At 61.5% G+C, this 19839-nt stretch carries 18 protein-coding genes and 1 pseudogene; 4 read left to right on the top strand and 15 right to left on the bottom strand.

Annotation, left to right across the window (positions count from 1 at the left end; all coding sequences use genetic code 11):
* Window positions 1-32: 32 nt before the first annotated feature.
* From K529_RS02670 to K529_RS02630, 9 genes are all read right to left on the bottom strand, one after another.
* Window positions 33-1646 carry a benzoate-CoA ligase family protein gene (locus tag K529_RS02670; protein WP_005611356.1) on the bottom strand — a complete coding sequence of 538 codons (1614 nt, stop codon included), beginning with the start codon at window positions 1644-1646 and terminating at the stop codon, window positions 33-35.
* Window positions 1643-2800: an acyl-CoA dehydrogenase family protein gene (locus K529_RS02665; RefSeq protein ID WP_046002379.1), complete on the bottom strand. Its 1158-nt coding sequence runs from the start codon at window positions 2798-2800 to the stop codon at window positions 1643-1645. The genes K529_RS02670 and K529_RS02665 overlap by 4 nt, the downstream gene beginning before the upstream one ends.
* A gap of 65 nt (window positions 2801-2865) precedes the next feature.
* Window positions 2866-3669: an enoyl-CoA hydratase family protein gene (locus K529_RS02660; RefSeq protein WP_005676149.1), complete on the bottom strand. Its 804-nt coding sequence runs from the start codon at window positions 3667-3669 to the stop codon at window positions 2866-2868.
* Window positions 3666-4160, bottom strand: coding sequence for a MarR family winged helix-turn-helix transcriptional regulator (locus K529_RS02655; RefSeq protein WP_009176319.1), 495 nt, complete (start codon window positions 4158-4160; stop codon window positions 3666-3668). The genes K529_RS02660 and K529_RS02655 overlap by 4 nt, the downstream gene beginning before the upstream one ends.
* A complete protein-coding gene (locus tag K529_RS02650; RefSeq protein ID WP_046002378.1) occupies window positions 4157-4906 on the bottom strand; it encodes an SDR family NAD(P)-dependent oxidoreductase in 750 nt (249 codons plus the stop codon). Before K529_RS02650 ends, K529_RS02655 begins: the two co-directional genes overlap by 4 nt.
* The gene (locus tag K529_RS02645) at window positions 4903-7197 is read right to left on the bottom strand and encodes a bifunctional salicylyl-CoA 5-hydroxylase/oxidoreductase (protein ID WP_046002377.1); all 2295 of its coding nucleotides are present in this window, start codon (window positions 7195-7197) and stop codon (window positions 4903-4905) included. The genes K529_RS02650 and K529_RS02645 overlap by 4 nt, the downstream gene beginning before the upstream one ends.
* A 307-nt stretch (window positions 7198-7504) precedes the next feature.
* The gene (locus K529_RS02640; protein WP_046002376.1) at window positions 7505-8446 is read right to left on the bottom strand and encodes a pyridoxamine 5'-phosphate oxidase family protein; all 942 of its coding nucleotides are present in this window, start codon (window positions 8444-8446) and stop codon (window positions 7505-7507) included.
* An 11-nt stretch (window positions 8447-8457) separates the two neighbouring features.
* Window positions 8458-9111, bottom strand: a complete 654-nt coding sequence (locus tag K529_RS02635) for a glutathione S-transferase family protein (RefSeq protein ID WP_046002375.1) — start codon at window positions 9109-9111, stop codon at window positions 8458-8460.
* Window positions 9112-9128: 17 nt separating this feature from the next.
* Complete coding sequence (locus tag K529_RS02630) at window positions 9129-9602, bottom strand: nuclear transport factor 2 family protein (protein WP_005664909.1); 474 nt, start codon at window positions 9600-9602, stop codon at window positions 9129-9131.
* A gap of 129 nt (window positions 9603-9731) precedes the next feature.
* On the opposite strand from K529_RS02630, the gene K529_RS02625 reads away from it, so the two are divergent.
* Complete coding sequence (locus K529_RS02625; protein WP_046002374.1) at window positions 9732-10664, top strand: LysR family transcriptional regulator; 933 nt, start codon at window positions 9732-9734, stop codon at window positions 10662-10664.
* On the opposite strand, the gene nadC is transcribed toward K529_RS02625, so the two are convergent.
* Genes nadC through nadA form a run of 3 tightly spaced genes read right to left on the bottom strand, consistent with a single transcriptional unit; the run spans window position 10661 to window position 14164 of the window.
* Window positions 10661-11509, bottom strand: coding sequence for a carboxylating nicotinate-nucleotide diphosphorylase (nadC, locus tag K529_RS02620; RefSeq protein WP_005654312.1), 849 nt, complete (start codon window positions 11507-11509; stop codon window positions 10661-10663). The two genes, K529_RS02625 and nadC, sit on opposite strands and share 4 nt — an antisense overlap.
* Window positions 11506-13101: an L-aspartate oxidase gene (locus K529_RS02615; RefSeq protein ID WP_046002373.1), complete on the bottom strand. Its 1596-nt coding sequence runs from the start codon at window positions 13099-13101 to the stop codon at window positions 11506-11508. The genes nadC and K529_RS02615 overlap by 4 nt, the downstream gene beginning before the upstream one ends.
* A gap of 7 nt (window positions 13102-13108) precedes the next feature.
* Window positions 13109-14164, bottom strand: a complete 1056-nt coding sequence (gene nadA, locus K529_RS02610; protein ID WP_005655310.1) for a quinolinate synthase NadA — start codon at window positions 14162-14164, stop codon at window positions 13109-13111.
* Window positions 14165-14479: 315 nt separating this feature from the next.
* On the opposite strand from nadA, the gene K529_RS02605 reads away from it, so the two are divergent.
* Genes K529_RS02605 through K529_RS02595 form a run of 3 tightly spaced genes read left to right on the top strand, consistent with a single transcriptional unit; the run spans window position 14480 to window position 18024 of the window.
* Window positions 14480-15679 carry an ABC transporter substrate-binding protein gene (locus K529_RS02605; RefSeq protein ID WP_005655308.1) on the top strand — a complete coding sequence of 400 codons (1200 nt, stop codon included), beginning with the start codon at window positions 14480-14482 and terminating at the stop codon, window positions 15677-15679.
* Between the two features lie 19 nt (window positions 15680-15698).
* On the top strand, window positions 15699-17396 hold the full coding sequence (locus K529_RS02600) for an ABC transporter permease (protein ID WP_046002372.1): 1698 nt from the start codon (window positions 15699-15701) through the stop codon (window positions 17394-17396).
* Complete coding sequence (locus K529_RS02595; RefSeq protein ID WP_046002371.1) at window positions 17389-18024, top strand: ATP-binding cassette domain-containing protein; 636 nt, start codon at window positions 17389-17391, stop codon at window positions 18022-18024. The genes K529_RS02600 and K529_RS02595 overlap by 8 nt, the downstream gene beginning before the upstream one ends.
* A gap of 117 nt (window positions 18025-18141) precedes the next feature.
* Here the strand turns inward: K529_RS02595 and K529_RS23405 are convergent, their stop codons facing one another.
* The 3 genes and pseudogenes from K529_RS23405 to K529_RS02585 form a co-directional block, all read right to left on the bottom strand.
* Window positions 18142-18486: a hypothetical protein gene (locus tag K529_RS23405; protein ID WP_131664987.1), complete on the bottom strand. Its 345-nt coding sequence runs from the start codon at window positions 18484-18486 to the stop codon at window positions 18142-18144.
* Between the two features lie 46 nt (window positions 18487-18532).
* Window positions 18533-19293: pseudogene (locus tag K529_RS22985) on the bottom strand (IS5 family transposase).
* Window positions 19265-19837, bottom strand: coding sequence for a hypothetical protein (locus tag K529_RS02585; RefSeq protein WP_065317468.1), 573 nt, complete (start codon window positions 19835-19837; stop codon window positions 19265-19267). Before K529_RS02585 ends, K529_RS22985 begins: the two are co-directional and overlap by 29 nt.
* Window positions 19838-19839: the final 2 nt, after the last annotated feature.

Raw genomic sequence — 19839 nt, 5'->3', positions numbered from 1 at the left:
ACTCCCTGTTTGTGGTTGGTTTGTTTTATTATTCAACGAAGCCGGAACCGCTGGATCTTGCCGGTCTGCGTCTTGGGCAAACTGTCGGCAAAGATGATGCTGCGGGGATATTTGTAGGGGGCGATGGTCGCCTTCACATGGGTCTGCAAGTCTTTGATGAGCGCGTCTGAGGGCGCAAATTCTGCATTCAGCACCACATGGGCCTGCACGATATGACCGCGCTCCTCATCGGGGGCACCGATCACTGCGCATTCAGACACTGCCTCATGCGCCAGCAATGCCGCCTCCACCTCGGGGCCTGCGATATTGTAGCCAGCCGAGACGATCATATCGTCGTTGCGCGCGGCAAAGTGGAAATAGCCCTCCGCGTCGCGGATAAAACTGTCGCCGGTGATGTTCCAGCCATCCGTAACATACCCGGCCTGACGGTCGTCGTTCAGATAGCGGCACCCGGTCGGCCCACGCACCGCAAGGCGGCCAACCTCGCCATCGGGCACAGTGTTGCCTTCGTCATCGACCACCTTGGCCTCATAGCCCCCCACGGGTTTGCCGGTGCAGGCCGGGCGGTGGTCGTCAAAGCGGTTGGAGATGAAGATATGCAGCATCTCGGTCGCACCGATCCCATCCAGCATCGGCTTGCCGGTCTTGGCCATCCAATCGTCGTAGACGGGTTTCGGCAGGGTCTCCCCGGCGGAGACGGCGGCACGCAAGCTGCTGAGATCCGCCCCCTCTTCCATTGCGGCGAGCATCACCCGATAGGCGGTCGGCGCGGTAAAGCACACGGTCGCGCGGTATTTCTCGATGATCTCGATCATATTGGGCGGGGTGGCCTGTTCCAAAAGCGTCGCGGTTGCCCCGAACCGTAGCGGGAAAATCGCCAATCCGCCAAGCCCGAAGGTAAAGGCAAGTGGCGGAGAGCCAACAAAAATATCCTCAGGCACCACATTCAGCACATCGCGCGCATAGCCATCGGCAATGATCAACAGATCGCGGTGGAAATGCATGGTCGCCTTAGGCTCTCCGGTCGACCCGGAGGTGAACCCCAGAAGTGCCACATCATCGCGCCCGGTCTGCACCGCCTCAAAGCGCACCGGCTTTTCCAGCGCCAGCCTGTCGAGTTCGGCGTCGTGGTTGGAGGTCCCGTCAAAGCCCACGACGCGCTCAAGCACGTCACACTCTGCCGCGCAGATCTCCATCTCCTCCATCAACCGGGTATCGCAGAGGGCAAACTGGATCTGTGCCTTCTCGACATATTTCTTCAGCTCTGCGGCCCGCAGCATCGGCATGGTGTTGACCACAACCGCGCCTGCCTTGGTCGCAGCCAGCCAGCAGGCGACCATCGCCGGATTATTGGCGGACCGGATCAGGATGCGGTTGCCGGGTTTGACACCGAGATCCTCCACCAGCGCATGCGCCAGCCGGTTGGTCCAGTCGGCAAGCTCCTTGTAGGTGCGCTGCCGCCCGTTACCGATCAGTGCAGTACGGTCGCCAAAGCCCCGCTCCACCATCGCATCCGTCAGCTCGACGCCCGCGTTCAGATGATCCGGGTAATCAAACCCATCCAGCAGGAAATCCGGCCATTGTTCCAGCGGCGGCAGCGCGTCGCGGGTGAATGTGTCGGTATGTGCGGTTGCGCCCAGTTTCATGACTTGCCCTCCATCGCCATCATGGCTTGCCGCGCGATCACCACGCGCTGCACGTCACTGGCCCCTTCATAAATCCGCAAGGCTCTGATTTCGCGATAGAGTTTTTCGACCATCGCACCAGAGCGCACGCCCTCACCACCAAAGAGCTGCACCGCCTTGTCGATCACAACCTGCGCCGCCTCGGTCGAGAACAGCTTGGCCATCGCCGCCTCGCGCGTCACACGCGCAGCACCGCTGTCCTTGGTCCATGCGGCCCGGTAGACCAATAGGGCCGCCGCATCCACATCCAGCGCCATATCGGCGATATGCCCCTGCACCATCTGCAAATCAAAGAGCGGCGCACCCTGCACGTGACGCTCTGTGACACGTTGCAAGGCCTCGTCCAATGCGCGACGCGCAAAGCCCAGCGCCGCCGCCGCCACCGTGGAGCGGAACACATCCAGTACTGACATGGCAATGCGGAACCCCTGCCCCGGCGCGCCGATCATGGCGCTTGCGGGGATACGCACATCCGTAAACCGCAAGGTTGCCAGCGGGTGCGGCGCGATGGTCTCCAGCCGCTCCACCACCTCAAATCCGTCCAGATCCGGCGTCACAATAAAGGCCGAAAGCCCCTTGGCCCCCGGTGCCTCACCCGTGCGGGCAAACAACGTGTAGACATCGGCAATCCCACCATTGGAGATCCAAGTCTTTTCACCATTCAAAACATAGTCATCGCCATCACGCACCGCCGTCATGGTGGAGTTCGCCACATCCGACCCCGATTGCGGCTCCGTCAGCGCAAAAGCGGCAATCACCGCACCGCTGCGGGTTTTGGGCAGCCACGCCGCCTTCTGCGCATCGGTCCCGAACAGCGAGATCGCCCCGGTGCCAAGCCCCTGCATGGCAAAGGCAAAATCCGCCAGCCCGTCGTGACGCGCAAGGATCTCACGTGACAGACAGAGCTTGCGTACATCAAGGCTCTCACCGCCCTCCCCCTCGCCCGTGGGCCGCAAAACGCCTGCCGCGCCAAGGTCGGCCACCAGCTTGCGACAGGCTGCATCGGTGTCACCGTGATCGATCGCCAGCCCGGAGGCCACGGCCTCAACCTGCGCCGCCCAGTCGCGGTGCTCTTGGTCAAAAAAAGGCCAATTCAGAAAACTCTGGTCCGCCACGTTATCTTCCCCGTTGTTTTCATCTTCTTGTTAAATATCCTCGCCGAAGGCGAAACACGGCGCTCTCAGTCGCCTTCAAACACTGGCCGCTCTTTGGCGACAAAGGCCTCGTAGGCACGGCGGAAATCATTGCCCTGCATGCAGATCGCCTGCGCCTGCGCCTCGGCCTCGATGGCTTGTTCAAGGCTCATGGACCATTCCTGCGCCAGCATGGTCTTGGTCATGCCATTGGCAAACGTCGGCCCCTGCACGATGCGCTCCGCCATCTTCATGGCTTCCGCCTCCAGCGCGTCGCCCGTCACCACGCGGTTGAAAAACCCCCAGCGTTCGCCTTCTTCGGCTCCGAGCGAACGCCCCATATAGAGCAGCTCCGCCGCGCGGCCCTGACCGATGATCCGAGGCAACATCGCACAGGCCCCCATGTCACAGCCCGCAAGCCCCACACGGTTGAACAAAAAGGCCACCTTTGCCTCAGGGGCGGCAATGCGCAGATCGCTGGCCATCGCCATGATCGCACCGGCCCCGGCACAGATACCATCCACCGCCGCAATCACCGGCTTGGTGCAATTGAGCATCGCCTTCACCAGATCCCCGGTCATGCGGGTGAAGGCCAAAAGCTCCTTCATGTTCATCTTGGTAAGTGGGCCGATGATGTCATGCACATCGCCGCCAGAGGAAAAATTGCCGCCATTGGGCACGATCACCACCGCATGCACCTCGTCCGAATAGGGCAGTGCCCGGAACCAGTCGCGCAGCTCGGCATAGCTGTCGAAAGTCAGTGGGTTTTTACGCTCTGGCCGATTGAGTGAAATGCGGGCAATGCCGCCCTCGATGGTGCAATTGAAATAGGTTGTGTCGTGCAGGCTCATGTGAGGTCGTCCTTAGAAGTCTGGTTTGCGCCTATGGGCTGGATCTGATCCAGAAGCGCGCTCATATCCGTGATGTCATCTGCGCCAAGGCCCGCCATCATCTCATCGATCCATGCCTCATGCTCGGCGGCAAGGCGGGCGAACTCTGCCTCACCCGCAGGGGTCAGGCGCGCCACCTGCGCACGGCGATCTCCGGGCACCGCAACCCGCAGCGCGAGGCCATCGTCGGTCAGCCGATCCACGATGCCTGTTACATTGCCGTTGGAGACGCGCAGAAACTGCGACAGCTGGCTCATCTTGAGGCCTTCGGGATTGCGCGACAGCGCCGACATCACATCAAAACGCGGCAGCGTGGTATTGTGGCGATCCCGCAAGCGGCGGCGCAACTCGGCCTCGATACTGCCAGAGGTCTTCAAGAGTTTCAGCCACAGACGCAGACGGGCCTTGGAGGCCGCATCGCGGACCTCTGCGCGCGGGTTTGCGCTGCTCATATCTCGCCCCCCGTCAGGGCCAAGGCATGGCCGTTGACCGAGGCCGCACCGCTCGACGCCAACCACAGCGCCGCATCCGCAACTTCCACCGGCTGCACAAAACGCCCCTGCGGATTGTCCGCCTTGAGCGCGCCCGCCGCGTCCTCGGCGCTCATGCCCGTCTTGGCGCGGATATTGTCGATACTGCGTTGAAGCATCGGCGTTTCCACAAACCCCGGACAGATCGCATTCACGGTAATGCCGGTACGGGCCAGTTCCTTGGCCAGACCGCGGGTCAGCCCCACCACCGCATGTTTTGCAGCGCAATAGGCGCTGACATAGGGGTAGCCTTTGAGCCCGGCGGTTGAGGCCACCGCGATCATGCGCCCGCGTCCTGCTTCCTTCATGCCCGGCAGCACCGCCTGCCAGAGGTTCACCACGCCGTTGAGGTTCACCGCCATCATGGCATTCAGCATCTCTGGCTGCATCTTGGCAAAAGGCACGCTTTCGGCGGCACCCGCATTGGCAAGTGCCACGCTAACCGGCCCGCGTGCAGCCGCCGCGCGCGCCACGGCGGATGTGACGCTCGCTGCGTCGGTCACATCGCAGACCTCATAAGGAAGCCCCTGCTCAACAAGGGTTTTCTCTGTGCGTCCCATCAGGGTGACCGTGGCCCCCGCTGCGGCAAAGGCCTGCGCGCAGGCCGCCCCCACTCCCGTGCCACCGCCGGTAATCAGGATGTGTTCTTGGCTCAAATCTCTGCTCATGCGCGCAAGCTCTCCGCTTCTTTGTCCGCCAACCGCCAGCTTTGATCGCGGCCCGCCTGATAGGGCAACGGCCAGTCCGGAGCGGCGCGGTCGCCGATCTTGGTCCCCTCACGCAGAGTCCAGTAGGGATCGGCCAGATGCGGGCGACCCACGGCCACCAGATCGGCCCGGCCCGCCATCAGGATCGAATTGGCGTGATCGGCCTCAAAGATATTGCCCACCGCCATGGTGCAGATCCCCGCCTCATTGCGAATCTGGTCAGAGAAGGGCGTCTGGAACATACGACCATAGACGGGGTTGGCATCGATGGTGGTCTGACCGGCAGACACGTCGATCAGATCCACCCCCGCCTCCCAGAAGGCACGAGCGATCTTAACCGCCTCGTCCGGGGTGACGCCATCCTCGCCCACCCAGTCATTGGCGGAGATGCGCACCGACATCGGTTTGCCCTCGGGCCAGACCGCGCGCATGGCGGCAAAGACTTCCAGCGGGTAGCGCAGACGGTTTTCAAGACTGCCGCCGTATTCATCGCCGCGCTGGTTAGAGACCGGCGACAGGAACGAAGAGATCAGATAGCCATGGGCCGCGTGCAGCTCGATCATGTCGAACCCCGCACGATCCGCCATCTCAGCCGCGCTCACGAATTGATCGCGGACCTCGTCCATCTCGGCGCGGGTGATTTCGCGCGGGGTGGCGTTCTGGTCGGACCATGGGATCGCAGAGGCGCTGACGATATCCCAATTGCCCTCTGGCAGCGGCGCATCCATCTCGTCCCAACCGAGCTGAGTGGAGCCTTTGCGCCCCGAATGACCGATCTGGCAGCAGATCTTGGCATCCGTCTGCGTATGTACGAAATCGGCAATGCGGGACCAAGCGGCCTCATGTTCCGGTGCATAAAGGCCCGGACAGCCGGGGGTAATGCGGCCCTCTGGCGAAACGCAGGTCATTTCCGTGTAGACCAGCCCGGCACCACCCTTGGCCCGCTCGCCATAATGGACCAGATGCCAGTCAGTCGGGCAGCCATCCACGGCTTTGTACTGTGCCATGGGAGAGACGACGATGCGGCTCTTGAGGTCCATGTCGCGCAGGCGGAAGGGCGCAAACATCGGCGCGCGCAGCGGCGCATCCTTGGGCGCACCGGCCTGGGTCATGAACCAGCGTTCCGCACTCTCAAGCCAGTCCTTGTCGCGAGCGCGTAGGTTTTCATGGCTGATGCGCTGGCTGCGGGTCAGCATCGAATAATTCAACTGCACCGGATCAAGATCAAGATAGCGCTCTACCCGCTCGAACCACTCCATTGAATTGCGTGCCGCAGACTGCAAGCGCAGCACCTCAAGACGGCGCTGGTCTTCGTATTCGTCAAAGGCGCTTTGCAGGTCAGGCTTTTCATGCAGCAGATCGGCCAGCGCGATGGCGGATTCCAGCGCCAGTTTCGATCCCGATCCGATGGAGAAATGCGCCGTCGCCGCCGCATCGCCCATCAGCACCACATTTTCATGGCTCCATTTTTCGCACAGAACCCTTGGGAAACGAATCCAGGCCGAGCCGCGAATGTGGTTGGCATTGGTCATCAGCGCGTGACCACCCAGATGATCCTTAAAGATCTCTTCGCAGACCTTGATGCTCTCCTGCTGGCTCATGGAGCCAAAGCCAAAGGCGTCAAAGGTCTCTTGCGTGCATTCCACGATGAAGGTCGCGGTGTCGTCATCGAACTGGTAGGCATGCGCCCAGACCCAGCCGTGCTCGGTTTCCTCAAAGATGAAGGTGAACGCATCCTTGAAGGTCTGGTGGGTGCCCAGCCAGACAAAGTTACACAGACGCGTGTCCACATCCGGTTTGAACGTCTCTGCATAAAGGCTACGGGTGCGGGAATTGAGCCCATCGCTTGCAACAACCAGATCGTAGTCCTTGCGATAATCCTCGGCACTTTTTGCTTCGGTCTCAAACTGCAAATCGACGCCCAATTCGCGTGCACGCTCTTGCAGCAGGATCAACAGCTGCTTGCGTCCAATGCCGCAGAACCCGTGGCCAGAGGACACCTGCCGCGTGCCTTTGAAATGCAGTGCCACGTCGTCCCAATAGGCAAAATGCGCCCGGATCGACTGCGCACTTGTGGCGTCATTGGCGGCGAGATTGTCGAGCGTCTCATCCGACAGCACCACACCCCAGCCAAAGGTGTCATCGGCGCGGTTGCGCTCGATCACGGTGACGTCGTGACCGGGATCGCGCAGCTTCATCGAGATCGCGAAATACAGGCCCGCAGGCCCCCCTCCCAAGCATGCAATGCGCATCTGATCCTCATCCCCAATTCGGTTATTGATGGGAGAAGGTTCTGCGCATCTCAAAACAATTTCAAGCTTGAAATTTCTATTTTTAAAGTATTAACTGTGACGCCGCGTCAAATACCCTCGGACACGCGCCCATCACCATGCAGATTAATGCGTTGTTTTTACTAGAAATAACCTGCGTCACCACAACCAAAACAACGCTCTGATTGCGATACGCCCCCCTTTCAGCACCCCATAGGTTTCACATGCAGGGCGTCATCCGGCGCGGGCTTTGTCCACCACTTCTCCGAGTCGCGTGGTGAGCCGCGCTCTACCAGACCCCGGTTTCAGCGAGCATCGGCCATGAACTTGCTAGCGGCGCAGGCCCCGGAAGCGCGTGGTCGCAATACCAGATCTCCTCAGGCTGCACGTCCACGATCCGCTCTGCGCCCTGAAAGCGCGCCACACGGTCGGGGGTCCAATCAACCGTGGCCAATCCAGTGAGAAAGATCCCGGCCCCGCTGCTGAAATCGGGGATAAACAGCCCAACGCGCCCGTCGGCCTCGATATTGCCAAGCGTGTTGAAGAAGCGGTTGCCCGAAAAATCCGGAAACGACAGCGAACCATCGGCATTGATCGTCAGAAATCCGGGCCGCCCGCCGCGATGCGAGGCATCGATGCCATCGGCTGGATCGTCCGACATCTCCGCCGCGCGCGAGGCGATAAAGAAGGTATCGGCCTGCGCCACCAAGGCGCGGCTGCGCGCGTCCCAATCGGGCAGTGCGGTCGCCACCGGCGCGGGCGGATTGGCGGGCCACAACAGATCGCGCGTCTGGATATACTGCGGACAATTGCCAAAGCTCAGGTCCACAGCGATCTCGAACCCCTCGCTATTGACCGCACGAATGGTGCCATTCATCCGGTTGCGACGACGGCTGGACAGCTCCATGCCAACCACGCCCACTTTCGCACCGGGCCGGACATCGAGCCAGAGTGTATCGCCCAGCACCGGCCGTGCCCCCACCGCAAGACGCCGAGGATCGCGTGCACGCAGGAACCCGACCTCGCCCACCGCAGGCGTCGCCCAAACCTGTCCCCGCGCATCCAGCAGGCCGAGGAACAGCACCGGCAGGCTCTCGAAGAAATCGCGGTGCTGTTGCGGCATTTCCGGACGGATGGCATGGGCCACCCGCTCTCGATAACTCTCTGCCACACCCGCCCGGCGTTGCAGGATCAGCTCACCTGCGTGAAAGACATGGTTTGCACGGGACATGCGGGCGCTCCTCAGGCGATTTCGGGAATGAGGGAGGCCTGCATCGGCACAAAGCCCTTGATGCCCTGCACCCGGTCGATCCACGCCCGCACCAGAGGATAGTCCGCAAGGCTCACGCCCCCTTCCGGCGCATGGGCGATATAGGCGTAGACCGCGACATCGGCGATCGTGGGGCTATCGCCCACAAGGAAATCCCGCCCCGCGATCATCCCCTCCATCAGACCAAGGAATGCGTGGCTGGCCTCGCGGGCTGCACCCGTCTCGGGCGTGTCTCCCGCGCCGATCAATGTTCGCCACCGCGCGCGTGAGGGGCCGGTTGCCACATGCGACACTGTCAGCGACAACCAGCGCTGCACCTCGGCAGCGGGTTTGGGCGCAGTCGGCAACCAATCGGTCGCCGCACCATAGGCCTGCACCAGATAGACAAGGATCGCATTGGAATCCGCAACCAGAGTGCCGTTGTCGTCAATCACCGGCACCTGACCCAACAGGTTGAGCTCTAAAAACTCCGACGCTTTATGCGCGCCCTTCAGCAGGTCGACCTCAATGAGCTCATACGGCAGATCTAGGATCGACAGCATCATCTCCACCCGGTGGCAGTGACCAGAGAGCGGGTGGCGGTAGAATTTGATCGGGGCGGCGTTGGCGGGGAAATCGGGGGTCATCTGGTTTTCCTCAGAGGTCAAAGGCCAAGATCGCTCAGGCTCGGGTGGTCGTCAGGGCGACGTCCCAGCGGCCAGTGGAACTTGCGATCTGCTTCGGTGATGGGATGTTCGTTGATGGAGGCATGGCGTTCTTCCATCAGACCGTTCTCGTCAAACTGCCAGTTTTCGTTGCCATAGGCGCGGTACCAATGGCCGCTGTCGTCGCGATATTCATAAGCGTAGCGCACCGCGATCCGGTTGTCGTCAAAGGCCCAAAGCTCCTTGATCAGCCGATACTCCAGCTCGCGCGCCCATTTTCGGGTCAGAAAGGCCTCGATCTCGGTCCGGCCGACGGGAAACTCAGCGCGGTTGCGCCAGCGGCTATTGTGCGTATAGGCCAGCGTCACCTTGGCGGCGTCCCGGCTGTTCCAGCCGTCCTCGGCAAGGCGTACTTTCTCGATTGCGCTTTCACGGGTGAAGGGCGGCAGCGGTGGGCGGGGCGTGAGGGTCATTTTGATCTCCAGTTGTGGCGCGGTGGTCAGCGCCTCTGGTGACAGAGATAAATCACCCCGTTGTGTAAAATAATACGACATGAAAGAAAGAGATAATTTCAGATTTCGATAGCAATCAGGACAAAATCCATGGACCGCGTTCAAAGCATGCAGGTGTTTGTCGCCGTGGCGGAGGAAGAGGGCTTTGCCGCCGGGGCCCGCCGGGTGGGCCTGAGTGCGCCATCGGCCACACGGGCGATCAACGGCTTGGAGGCGCAACTGGGTGCGCGGCTTTTTACCCGCACCACCCGGCGCCTGCACCTGACCGATGTGGGACGGCGCTATCTGGACGATGTGCGCCATATCCTGACTTCCTTGCAGGCCGCCGATGATGCGGCGCGCGGGGCAGCCAGCGCGCCGGTGGGACTGCTGCGGCTGACCTGCCCCAATGAGTTCGGGCGGATATATATCCTGCCGATCCTGCTGGACTATCTCGATCAATACCCGGAGATGCGGGCCGAGCTGGTACTATTGGACCGGGTGGTGAATATCGTCGAAGAGGGCTTTGACGTGGCCCTGCGGATCGGGCATCTGCCGTCCTCAACGCTGTCAGCGGTCAAAGTTGGCGCGGTGCGCCGGGTGGTCTGTGCTGCGCCCTCCTACCTTGAGAGATACGGCACGCCAGTGATTCCGGCAGACCTTGCTGCGCATCGCATCGTGGCGATCAACGCGGTCTCTTCCGCGACGGAGTGGAGGTTTGGCACCGACCAACAAGACGCCGTGCGCATCACGCCGCAGCTCTGTGTCAGTACCGTTGCGGCCGGGCTGGACGCTGCACGCGCAGGCTGGGGCATCTGCCGGATGCTGTCCTATCAGGCCGGACGCGATGTGGCTGCGGGACATCTCGCCTGCCTACTGGAGGAGTTTGAGCCAGACAGCATGCCGATCCATTTGGTCCATGCAGAGGGGCGGCGCGCACCGGCAAAGGTACGCAGCTTTATCGATTTTGCCCGCGACCGGCTGCGCGCGGACCCCGTCCTTCAGGCGTTATCATCCAGCAAAGGCTGTGGGCTGAGCGCTTAAAAATCTAAGCCAAAATCGACTGTGCGCGCCGAATGCGTCAGCGCCCCCGAGGAGATATAGTCCACGCCTGTGGCCGCAATCGCCGCCACCGTGTCGCGTTTGACGTTGCCGCTGGCCTCCAGCGCCAGACGTCCGGCGTTGATCTGGACTGCCTCGCGCAGCTGATCCGGCGTCATATTGTCCAAGAGCACCACGGAAGCACCGCCGACCTCTAGGACCTCACGCAGCTGATCCAGCGTGTCCACTTCGATTTCCACCGCCATCATATGGCTGGCATGCGCCTTGGTGGCGTCCAGCACCGCGCGGATACCGCCCGCAGCCGCGATATGGTTGTCCTTGATGAGGATCGCATCCGAGAGCGAATAGCGGTGATTGAACCCACCGCCATGCAACACTGCGAGCTTTTCCACCATGCGCAGGCCAGGCGTGGTTTTGCGAGTGCAGGTGATGCGCGCCTCGGTGCCGCGCGTCTCAGCCACCATGGCTGCTGTCAGGGTGGCGATTCCAGTCAAGCGACCGGCAAAGTTCAGCGCCACCCGTTCGCCCATCAGGATCGAGGCTGCTTTGCCCTCGATCTCCATCAGCACATCGCCGGGCTGACAGGCGGCCCCATCTGCAACGAGGGTGTTCACCCGCAGGTTGGCATCGACCAGCCGGAACGCAAGTGCCGCTACCTGCATGCCAGAGACCACGGCCTCCTCGCGGGCGCGCAGGCGTGCGGAATAGGTCACATCGTCCGGGATCACCGCGCGGGTGGTCACATCGCCATAAGAGCCGAGGTCCTCCATCAGGGCGGATTTGACCAGGGGGTCGAGGATCAGGTCAGGCAAAGTGGCAAAACTCATGGGGTCTCCGGCTGGGGTAAAGGCGCTTCAAGCAAGCTGTCGCGCAGCGTCTTGGCCGCATCCCAGGTCAGACGGGAGCGGTGCGCGAGAGCAGGCAAGGTTTCGGGGAAATCGGACCGCTCATGCGCGCCACGGCTTTCTTCGCGCAGCAATGCGGCGGCGGCGATCATGGTGGCGGCGGTGCAGATGTTTTGAAAGCTCTCGCAGGTGGGTTGTTTGGCGCAAAGGGCCGCAATCTCGCGCAGTGCTGTGCGCAGCCCATCAGCGTTGCGCACAACACCAACATTGCGGGTCATGCATTGACGCAGGGATGCCACAAGCGCGGGATCAGCCCCCGCGCCGCCGGGGGGCAACTCAAGATCAACCGGCGCAGCCTCGCGGAGTGCGCTAAGCTTCTGTGCAATATCTTCCGCCGCGCGACGGGCATAGACCAGCGCCTCCAAGAGACCATTGGAGGCCAGACGATTGGCGCCATGCAGCCCCGTCGAGGCACATTCGCCACAGGCCCAAAGCCCCGCAAGCGAGCTGCGCCCGTCCAGATCGGTGGCAATTCCGCCCATATGGTAATGCGCGGCGGCGGCCACCGGGATCGGCTCCTGCGTGGGGTCGATGCCATTGCGCGCGCAGGCACTGCTGACCGCCGGGAACAGCGTGGTGATGTCCGCGCCGATTGCAGCCCGCGTATCCAGAAGTGGGCGCTTGCCCGCCTGCGACTGCGCAAAGATCGCCCGCGCGACCACATCGCGCGGCGCAAGCTCCGCGTCGGGATGTTCGTCCAGCATGAACCGCGCGCCGGCGGCATTCACAAGGATCGCGCCCTCACCGCGCAACGCCTCGGTGGCCAGCGGGGCCGGGTCCTCGCCCACATCCATCGCCGTGGGGTGGAACTGTACGAATTCCGCATCGGCAATCTCGGCACCGGCGCGGGCGGCCATACCAAGCGCCTGCCCTCGGATGCGTGGAGGGTTGGTGGTGATCGCATAAAGCCCGGCGCTGCCGCCGCCAGCCATCAAGACAGCACTGCCGCGCAGTAGCACCGCAGCTGATCCTTCTGGCGCTGAAGAGGTCAAGCGCACGCCGCTAACGGTGCCATCGCGAACCTCCAGCCCTTCGGCCAGCACCCCTTCGATCACCTGGATCGAGGGCGTCGCGCGGACCCGTTCGATGAGGGCGCGCATGATCTCGGCCCCGGCCTGATCGCCCTTGACCCGCACCACGCGGGCAAAACTATGCGCCGCCTCGCGCGACATCACATAGCCGCCGTCCTCGGTACGATCAAAGGGCGCGCCAAGCGTGGTGAGGTCAAGGATATGCTCGCGTGCCTCGCGGGTGACCAATGCGGCGACCTCGGCATCCACAGTGCCAGCACCGGCGCGGGTGGTATCAATGGCATGCGCCTCGGGACTGTCGCCCGCATCCATCGCCGCCGCCACGCCGCCCTGCGCCCAGGCCGAGCTTGCCCCCTGCCCCAACGGATCAGGCGAGATCATCACCACCGGACGCGGTGCCAGCGTCAATGCCGCGTAAAGCGCCCCCAGCCCGGCGCCGATGATGACGATGCGGTTGCTCTGGATGTCCTGAGAGCTTTCCATACGGCGCTTAGATGCCCAGCTTGCGCGACAGGTCGATCATCGCCTGCACCGCGTGACGGGCTTTTTCGGCCATCTCGGCCTCAACCTCAACCTGACCTTCCATGGAGTGCAGCGACCACAGGACCTTTTCCAGCGTGATCTTCTTCATATAGGGGCACATGTTGCAGGGGCCGACAAACTCGACCTCGGGAAGCTCATCCGCGATATTGGACGCCATCGAGCATTCGGTAATCAGCAGCGCCTTTTCCGGTTTTTCATCGGTCACATATTTCAAGATACCGCTGGTGGAGCCGGAGAAATCGGCCTCCGCCACCACATCCGGCGGGCATTCCGGGTGGGCGATCAGCCGGGTGCCGGGGTTCCATTCGCGGAAATCGCGCAGATCCTGGGCAGAGTATTGCTCGTGCACGATGCAGGAGCCTTCCCACCAGACCACGTTCTTATGCGGCACATCGCGGGCCACGTTCTGCGCCAGATATTGATCCGGCGTCATGATGACCGTGTCGCTCTCCATCGCGCCGACGATCTGCGCCGCGTTGGAGGAGGTGCAGCAAATGTCAGAGGCCGCTTTCACCTCGGCAGTGGTGTTCACATAGGATACCACCGGCGCACCGGGATACCGGCGGCGCATCTCCTCGACCCCTTCGGCGGTGATCGATTCCGCAAGGCTGCAGCCTGCTTCTATATCGGGCATCAACACCGTTTTGGAAGGGCTCAGGATCTTGGAGGTTTCGGCCATGAAATGCACGCCGCATTGCACGATCACATCCGCCTCGACTTCGGTGGCCTTGATCGCCAGCTGCAGGCTGTCGCCGACAAAATCGGAAATGCCGTGGAAAATCTCGGGCGTCATGTAGTTATGGCCAAGGATCACCGCGTTGCGCTTGGCCTTCAGCTCATTGATCGCCTTGACGTATGGGGCATAGAGCACCCAATCGACGGGCGACACCACGCGGGACATGCGCTGATAGATATCAGACATGGACTCGGCGAGTTCGGGGTTCGGAGTGAGATCGTAGTGCTGGGACAATGCGCTGCGCAGCACGGGAATATCGAGCGACATGGCTGGGTTTTCCCCTCGTATGGTCGCGGGCCGCCTGAAGATCGTAACGGCACCGAAAAATCGGACGCGGTTGTGGAAGAGCGCTCGCGTCCGGTCACGCCTCGCATAGTACCATGCGAGTATGGGCCTGTGCATACCCGCAGGACCCTGACCGTGCAAGCATCCGCCCACCCGTCACCACACCAAGCGTCACATTTTCGTCATGCCCATGGACGCGGCGGCGCGGATCGCGCAATCAGAGGGAGATTGCAGAAGTATCGCCGCACATATGCGGCCTATACTGCACCCATGATTTGTCCCAGAACGAGGATCGCCATGAAACGCATGTTGTCTCTTGCCCTTGCCCTCGCGCCGCTTTCGGCGTGGGCCTCTCCCGATCCGGCGGACTGGCCCACTGTGCTGGAGGAAGCGCAGGGTCAGACCGTGCATTGGCATGCGTGGGGAGGCTCCACCGCGACCAATGATTTTATCGCATGGGTCGGGGAACGGCTCGCGGACGACTACGACATCACGCTCACTCATGTGAAACTGGAAAACACTGCCGATGCGGTGACGCGGGTGCTGACAGAGAAATCCGCAGGTCAGGACGAGGATGGTGCGGTGGACCTGATCTGGATCAACGGCGCCAATTTCGCCTCCATGAAAGACGCCGATCTGCTGTTTGGCCCCTTCGCCGAGGCGCTGCCGAACTGGCAGTATGCCAACACGGAGAACAGCACCCTGACGCATGATTTTACCGTCCCGACCGAGGGCTATGAGTCCCCATGGGCGATGGCGCAGGTGGTGTTTATGCATGACACCAAAGACCTGCCCGAACGCTTAGGCTCTATGGATGCGCTCTTGGACTGGGCCCGCAAACACCCCGGCCGCTTCACCTATCCGCAGCCGCCGGATTTCCTCGGCACCACTTTCCTGAAACAGGCACTGGTCGACCTGAGCGACAACCCCAAGGCGCTCTCTGAGCCCGTCAATGAAGACAATTATGTCGAGGTGACTGCGCCGCTGTGGGCTTTCATTGAGGAGCTGACGCCGCTGTTGTGGCGTGAGGGACGCGCCTACCCACCCACCGGCCCGCGCCAACTGCAACTGATGAACGATGATGAGATTGATCTCGCGATTTCCTTCAGCCCCGGCGAGGCCAGTACCGCAATCGCCAATTATCAACTGCCTGAAAGCGTGCGCACTTTCGTGCTCGACAAGGGCACCATCGGCAATGCGTCCTTCGTGGCGATCCCTTATAATTCAGGTTCCAAGGCTGCATCCATGGTGGTGGCAAACTTCCTGATGTCGCCGGAGGCCCAGTTGCGCGCCCAAGACCCCGAGGTGCTGGGCTATGGCACCGTGCTTGATATGAACGCCTTGCCGGTTCAGGATCGCGCCGCCTTCCGCACGCTGGATCTGGGAATTGCGACGCTTTCGCCAGAGGAACTCGGCGCTGTGCAGCCGGAACCACATCCGAGCTGGATGACCCGGATTTCCGAGGATTGGGTGGCCCGCTATGGCGTTGGCAACTGAGCCTTAGATCGCAACCTCTGTGCGCCCCTCCCTTGCCCTGCCCCCGGTCCTGCCGCTGCTGACCATATTGGTTCTCATCGGGCCTGTTCTGGCCGGGCTGTGGGGCACCATTAGCGCGGCCTTCGGACATCTGCCGGTGGCGGGGCTGCAGGGGCCGTCGCTGACGCCGTTTCAGACGCTGTGGGAATGGCCGGGGCTGTCGGCCTCGGTGCGTCTCAGCCTTGTAACGGGCGGGCTTGCCACATTTCTTTCGCTGGCGATCACGCTGCTGCTGCTCGCAGGTTGGTCCGGTACGCGTCCCTTTCGTGCGGTCCTGCGGCTGTTGTCGCCGCTTTTGTCGGTACCGCATGCCGCCGCCGCCTTTGGGCTGATGTTCCTGATCCAACCTTCGGGCTGGATTTCTCGCGCGCTCAGCCCGTGGCTCACGGGCTGGCAGCGCCCGCCCGATGTGTTGTTGGTGCAGGACCCGATGGGCCTAGCGATGACGCTGGGGCTGGTGGTCAAGGAGGTGCCATTCCTGCTGCTGATCAGCCTCGCGGCCCTTAGCCAGATCGACACCCAAGGCCGCCTGCGCGTTGCCATGGCGCTTGGATATGGGCGCATGGCCGCATGGATATTTGGCGTGCTGCCCGCGCTTTATGCTCGCATTCGTCTGCCGGTCTATGTGGTGCTTGCCTACTCCATGTCGGTGGTCGATGTGGCGGTGATCATTGGGCCCAACACGCCGCCGCCGCTGTCCGTACAGATCGTGCGCTGGATGGGAGAGCCGGACCTTACGCTGCGCACGCTCGCCTCGGCGGCGGCATTGCTGCAACTGGCACTGGTCATTGGCGCGCTTCTGCTCTGGCACGGGGGGGAACGTGCGCTTGCCGCACTGGGCCGACGTCTGATCTACCGCGGGCCGCGCCTGTCGCGGGATGGCCTCTGGCGCGCATTTGGTCTGATAACGTCTTTGCTCTGTGTGGGGCTGGTTCTGGCCGGGCTTGCGGGGTTGCTGGTCTGGTCTTTTGCCGCCAGATGGAGCTTTCCCGACGTTCTCCCCGACGGCTTTAGCCTGCGCAGTTGGCAGCGCAACGGCCCCGCCGCGCTAGAGACGCTCACGACAACCTTTGCCATTGCCCTTGCCGCGACCCTTGCCGGGCTGATCCTGACGCTGGGGTGTCTTGAAACCGAAGAGCGCCGCAATCTGCGCCTCACGCGCAAGGGGCTTTGGCTGTTGTATTTGCCGCTTTTGGTGCCACAGACCGCCTTCCTGCCGGGCATGCAGACGCTTTTGCTGGGCTTTGGCATCGACCGCACGCTCTGGGCGGTGATGCTCGCGCATCTGGTCTTTGTGCTGCCCTATCTGCGCCTGTCCCTCGAAGGCCCCTACAAGGCGTGGGATGCGCGCCTTGGTGCGGTGGGCGCGGCGATGGGGGCCTCTCCGAGCCGTATTTTCCTGACCCTGCGGCTGCCGATGCTCTTGGCCCCGGTGATGACTGCGCTGGCGGTGGGTATGGCGGTCTCGGTCGGGCAATATCTGCCGACGCTCTTGGTGGGCGGCGGGCGCATCCAGACTCTCACCACCGAGGCCGTCGCCCTTGCTGCTGGTGGCGACCGCCGTGCCATTGGCCTATACGGGCTGTTGCAAACGGCGGCGGCACTATTGCCATTTGTGCTCGCGCTGACCCTGCCGCTGATCGTCTGGCGCAACCGGAGAGGACTGCAACATGGCTGAGAGCCTGAGACTGCGCGCCCTGCGCATCAAACACGGCAACCGCCCCTTGCTGGAACTCGACCTCACCGTGCCCCCCGCCACCATCCTGAGCGTGATGGGACCATCAGGCGTGGGCAAATCCACTCTGCTCGCGGCGATCACCGGGCAGATGAGCGCGGATTTCAGCCTTGAGGGCGAGATCCTCCTGAATGGCCGCGACCTCTGCCCCCTGCCCCCACAGGCGCGCCGTGTCGGCATCCTGTTTCAGGATCACCTGCTGTTCCCGCACCTGAGCGTCGGGGCCAACCTCGCCTTTGGCCTCGCGCCGCAGGTCCGAGGCCGCGCCCGTCGCACGCGCATCAAAGACGCACTGGCAGAGATCGGCCTTGAAGGCTTTCACGACCGCGACCCGGAGACGCTCTCGGGTGGTCAGAAAGCCCGCGTAGCGCTGATGCGAATGCTGCTCTCCGAGCCGGATCTATTGTTGCTGGACGAGCCGTTTTCCCGACTGGACGCCACCCTGCGCAGCCAGATGCGCGATCTGGTGTTCACCTTCGCCCGCGACCGCGCGCTGCCGGTGCTGATGGTGACACATGACGCCGCAGACGCCGAGGCCGCAGGGGGGCCGGTTGTTCAGTTGGAGCCGTGAGGGGCTGGGGCGAAACATACGAGACTATCCGGGGCCGTAAGGCAAAGCCGCACGGCCCGCGCCTGACCTTCCCCCCGGGAAGGCGCTTTCGCACCTCCCCAAGGTCAGGCACGGGCCTTATGTTTCTACTGTCATAGAAAAAGAAGGTAAGCTTTCGGGTGGACTTGAAGGTCCCCCATCAAATGTCGTTCCGAGTAGGTACCTCACCGCCGCATTCACATTTTCAACAGCTTCGGGTGCAACGGCAAGGCCTCCCAAAATAGTTGAAACGATAACAAGCGCTCCAATTATTTTTCTCCACGAAGGATCGTCTTTGACAAGTTCGGCTTGCGCGGACAAAAGGTATTCTTCGATCCTCTCACGATCGTCGCTATTCAAACGACTGTCGTTGGAAATCAGAAATATTGCACGTTCGACATAATTGCCGATAACTGTCAAATCAACACCGGACGGTTTGAGCACCTCTCGATCCTCTTCCAACCGTCTCCAGAAGTATTTTTCTGCTAGGTCATGTTGACAAATGGCGCACCCAGAGCCGGATGGATGTGATGTCGATGAACCCGAGGTAACTTTCTGCAGTTTTGTCATACCGGGTAGCAACGCGGCGGGCGTTCTTGAGCTTATTGAAACACCGTTCGACCAGGTTTCTCAATCGATACAGCCCATGATCCACGCCGACGCGCATCTTGCGGGTCTTTCGCATCGGAATTTGGGTCAGGATATCACGTTCATTCATGTTTTTCCGAATGCGATCAGCATCATAGCCCCGATCTGCCAGTAGCACTTTCGGCTCAGGCAGATTATCAGACATGACGAGATCAAAACCAAGGTAGTCCGAAGTTTGCCCCGGTGTGATGTCTGTTCTCATGGGCAACCCGTGCGCGTTGACGCGGAGGTGGATCTTGGTCGTGAAGCCACCTCTTGAACGGCCAAAACCCTGTCTCGGAGTCCCCCTTTTGCGCCCGCTGCTTGATGATGCGCGCGAATAACAGTGCTGTCGATCATTTGGAGAGCGTTTGGAACGGCCCCGCTTTGGTTCAAGGCTTCGAGTATGTCCTCCCACAGCCCAGCCAACGTCCAGCGCCGGAATTGGCGGTAAACACTGGACCATTTGCCAAACTCTTCGGGCAAATCTCGCCAAGGTGATCCGGTGCGTGCAATCCAGAATATCCCATCCAGTACAAGGCGATGGTTGGTAGGCTTGCGCCCATTCCGGGCTCGGATCGCAAGAATGAAGTATTCAAACAGCGACCACTCGTCGTCGCTCATCAGGTTTCGGGGCAAGCTGATCTCCATAGCAGATACCAGCTTGAAACACGTCGAAGCCCCAGTGTGAATCCCTTTTGTCAACATGTCCTAAACTTACCAATGAAAGCAACCTGTCCAAATCAACGATAATCTTGCGAAGCGGAACTCCCTCGTCGTTATCCAAAATTCTTTCGCGTCGAATATTGAGATATCTAAAAATAGCTTGAATTGCGGCAGGGAGGACTATGCTCGGATGCTTGCTATGTTTCTCAAGCTCGATTGATACGCTGAATTCAGCCGCCCGGTGATACAATGGGCTATTATCAAGAAGCTCCGAAACTTTCTGAAATATCTCTGGAGCAGCATAGCGCACGGAACTTTGGAAATCTGACAATCTAGTCTCAATAGTCCTCAGGAGTGCAAGCGCTTCATCTGCTCCCACTATCCGATTGACAAGTCCCAACCCCCACAATTCGATTTCTGGCTGTTTTCTAGCAACTTCAAAAAGGAAGATCCGAACTTTCTTCAGATCTTCCTCCAGTTGTCTAACCTGATGCCAATCCATCA

The organism is Tritonibacter mobilis F1926, assembly GCF_000376545.2.
Taxonomy (GTDB): domain Bacteria; phylum Pseudomonadota; class Alphaproteobacteria; order Rhodobacterales; family Rhodobacteraceae; genus Epibacterium; species Epibacterium mobile.
The sequence above is the reverse complement of the archived record's forward strand: the minus strand, read 5'-3'. Positions and strand labels throughout refer to the sequence as shown.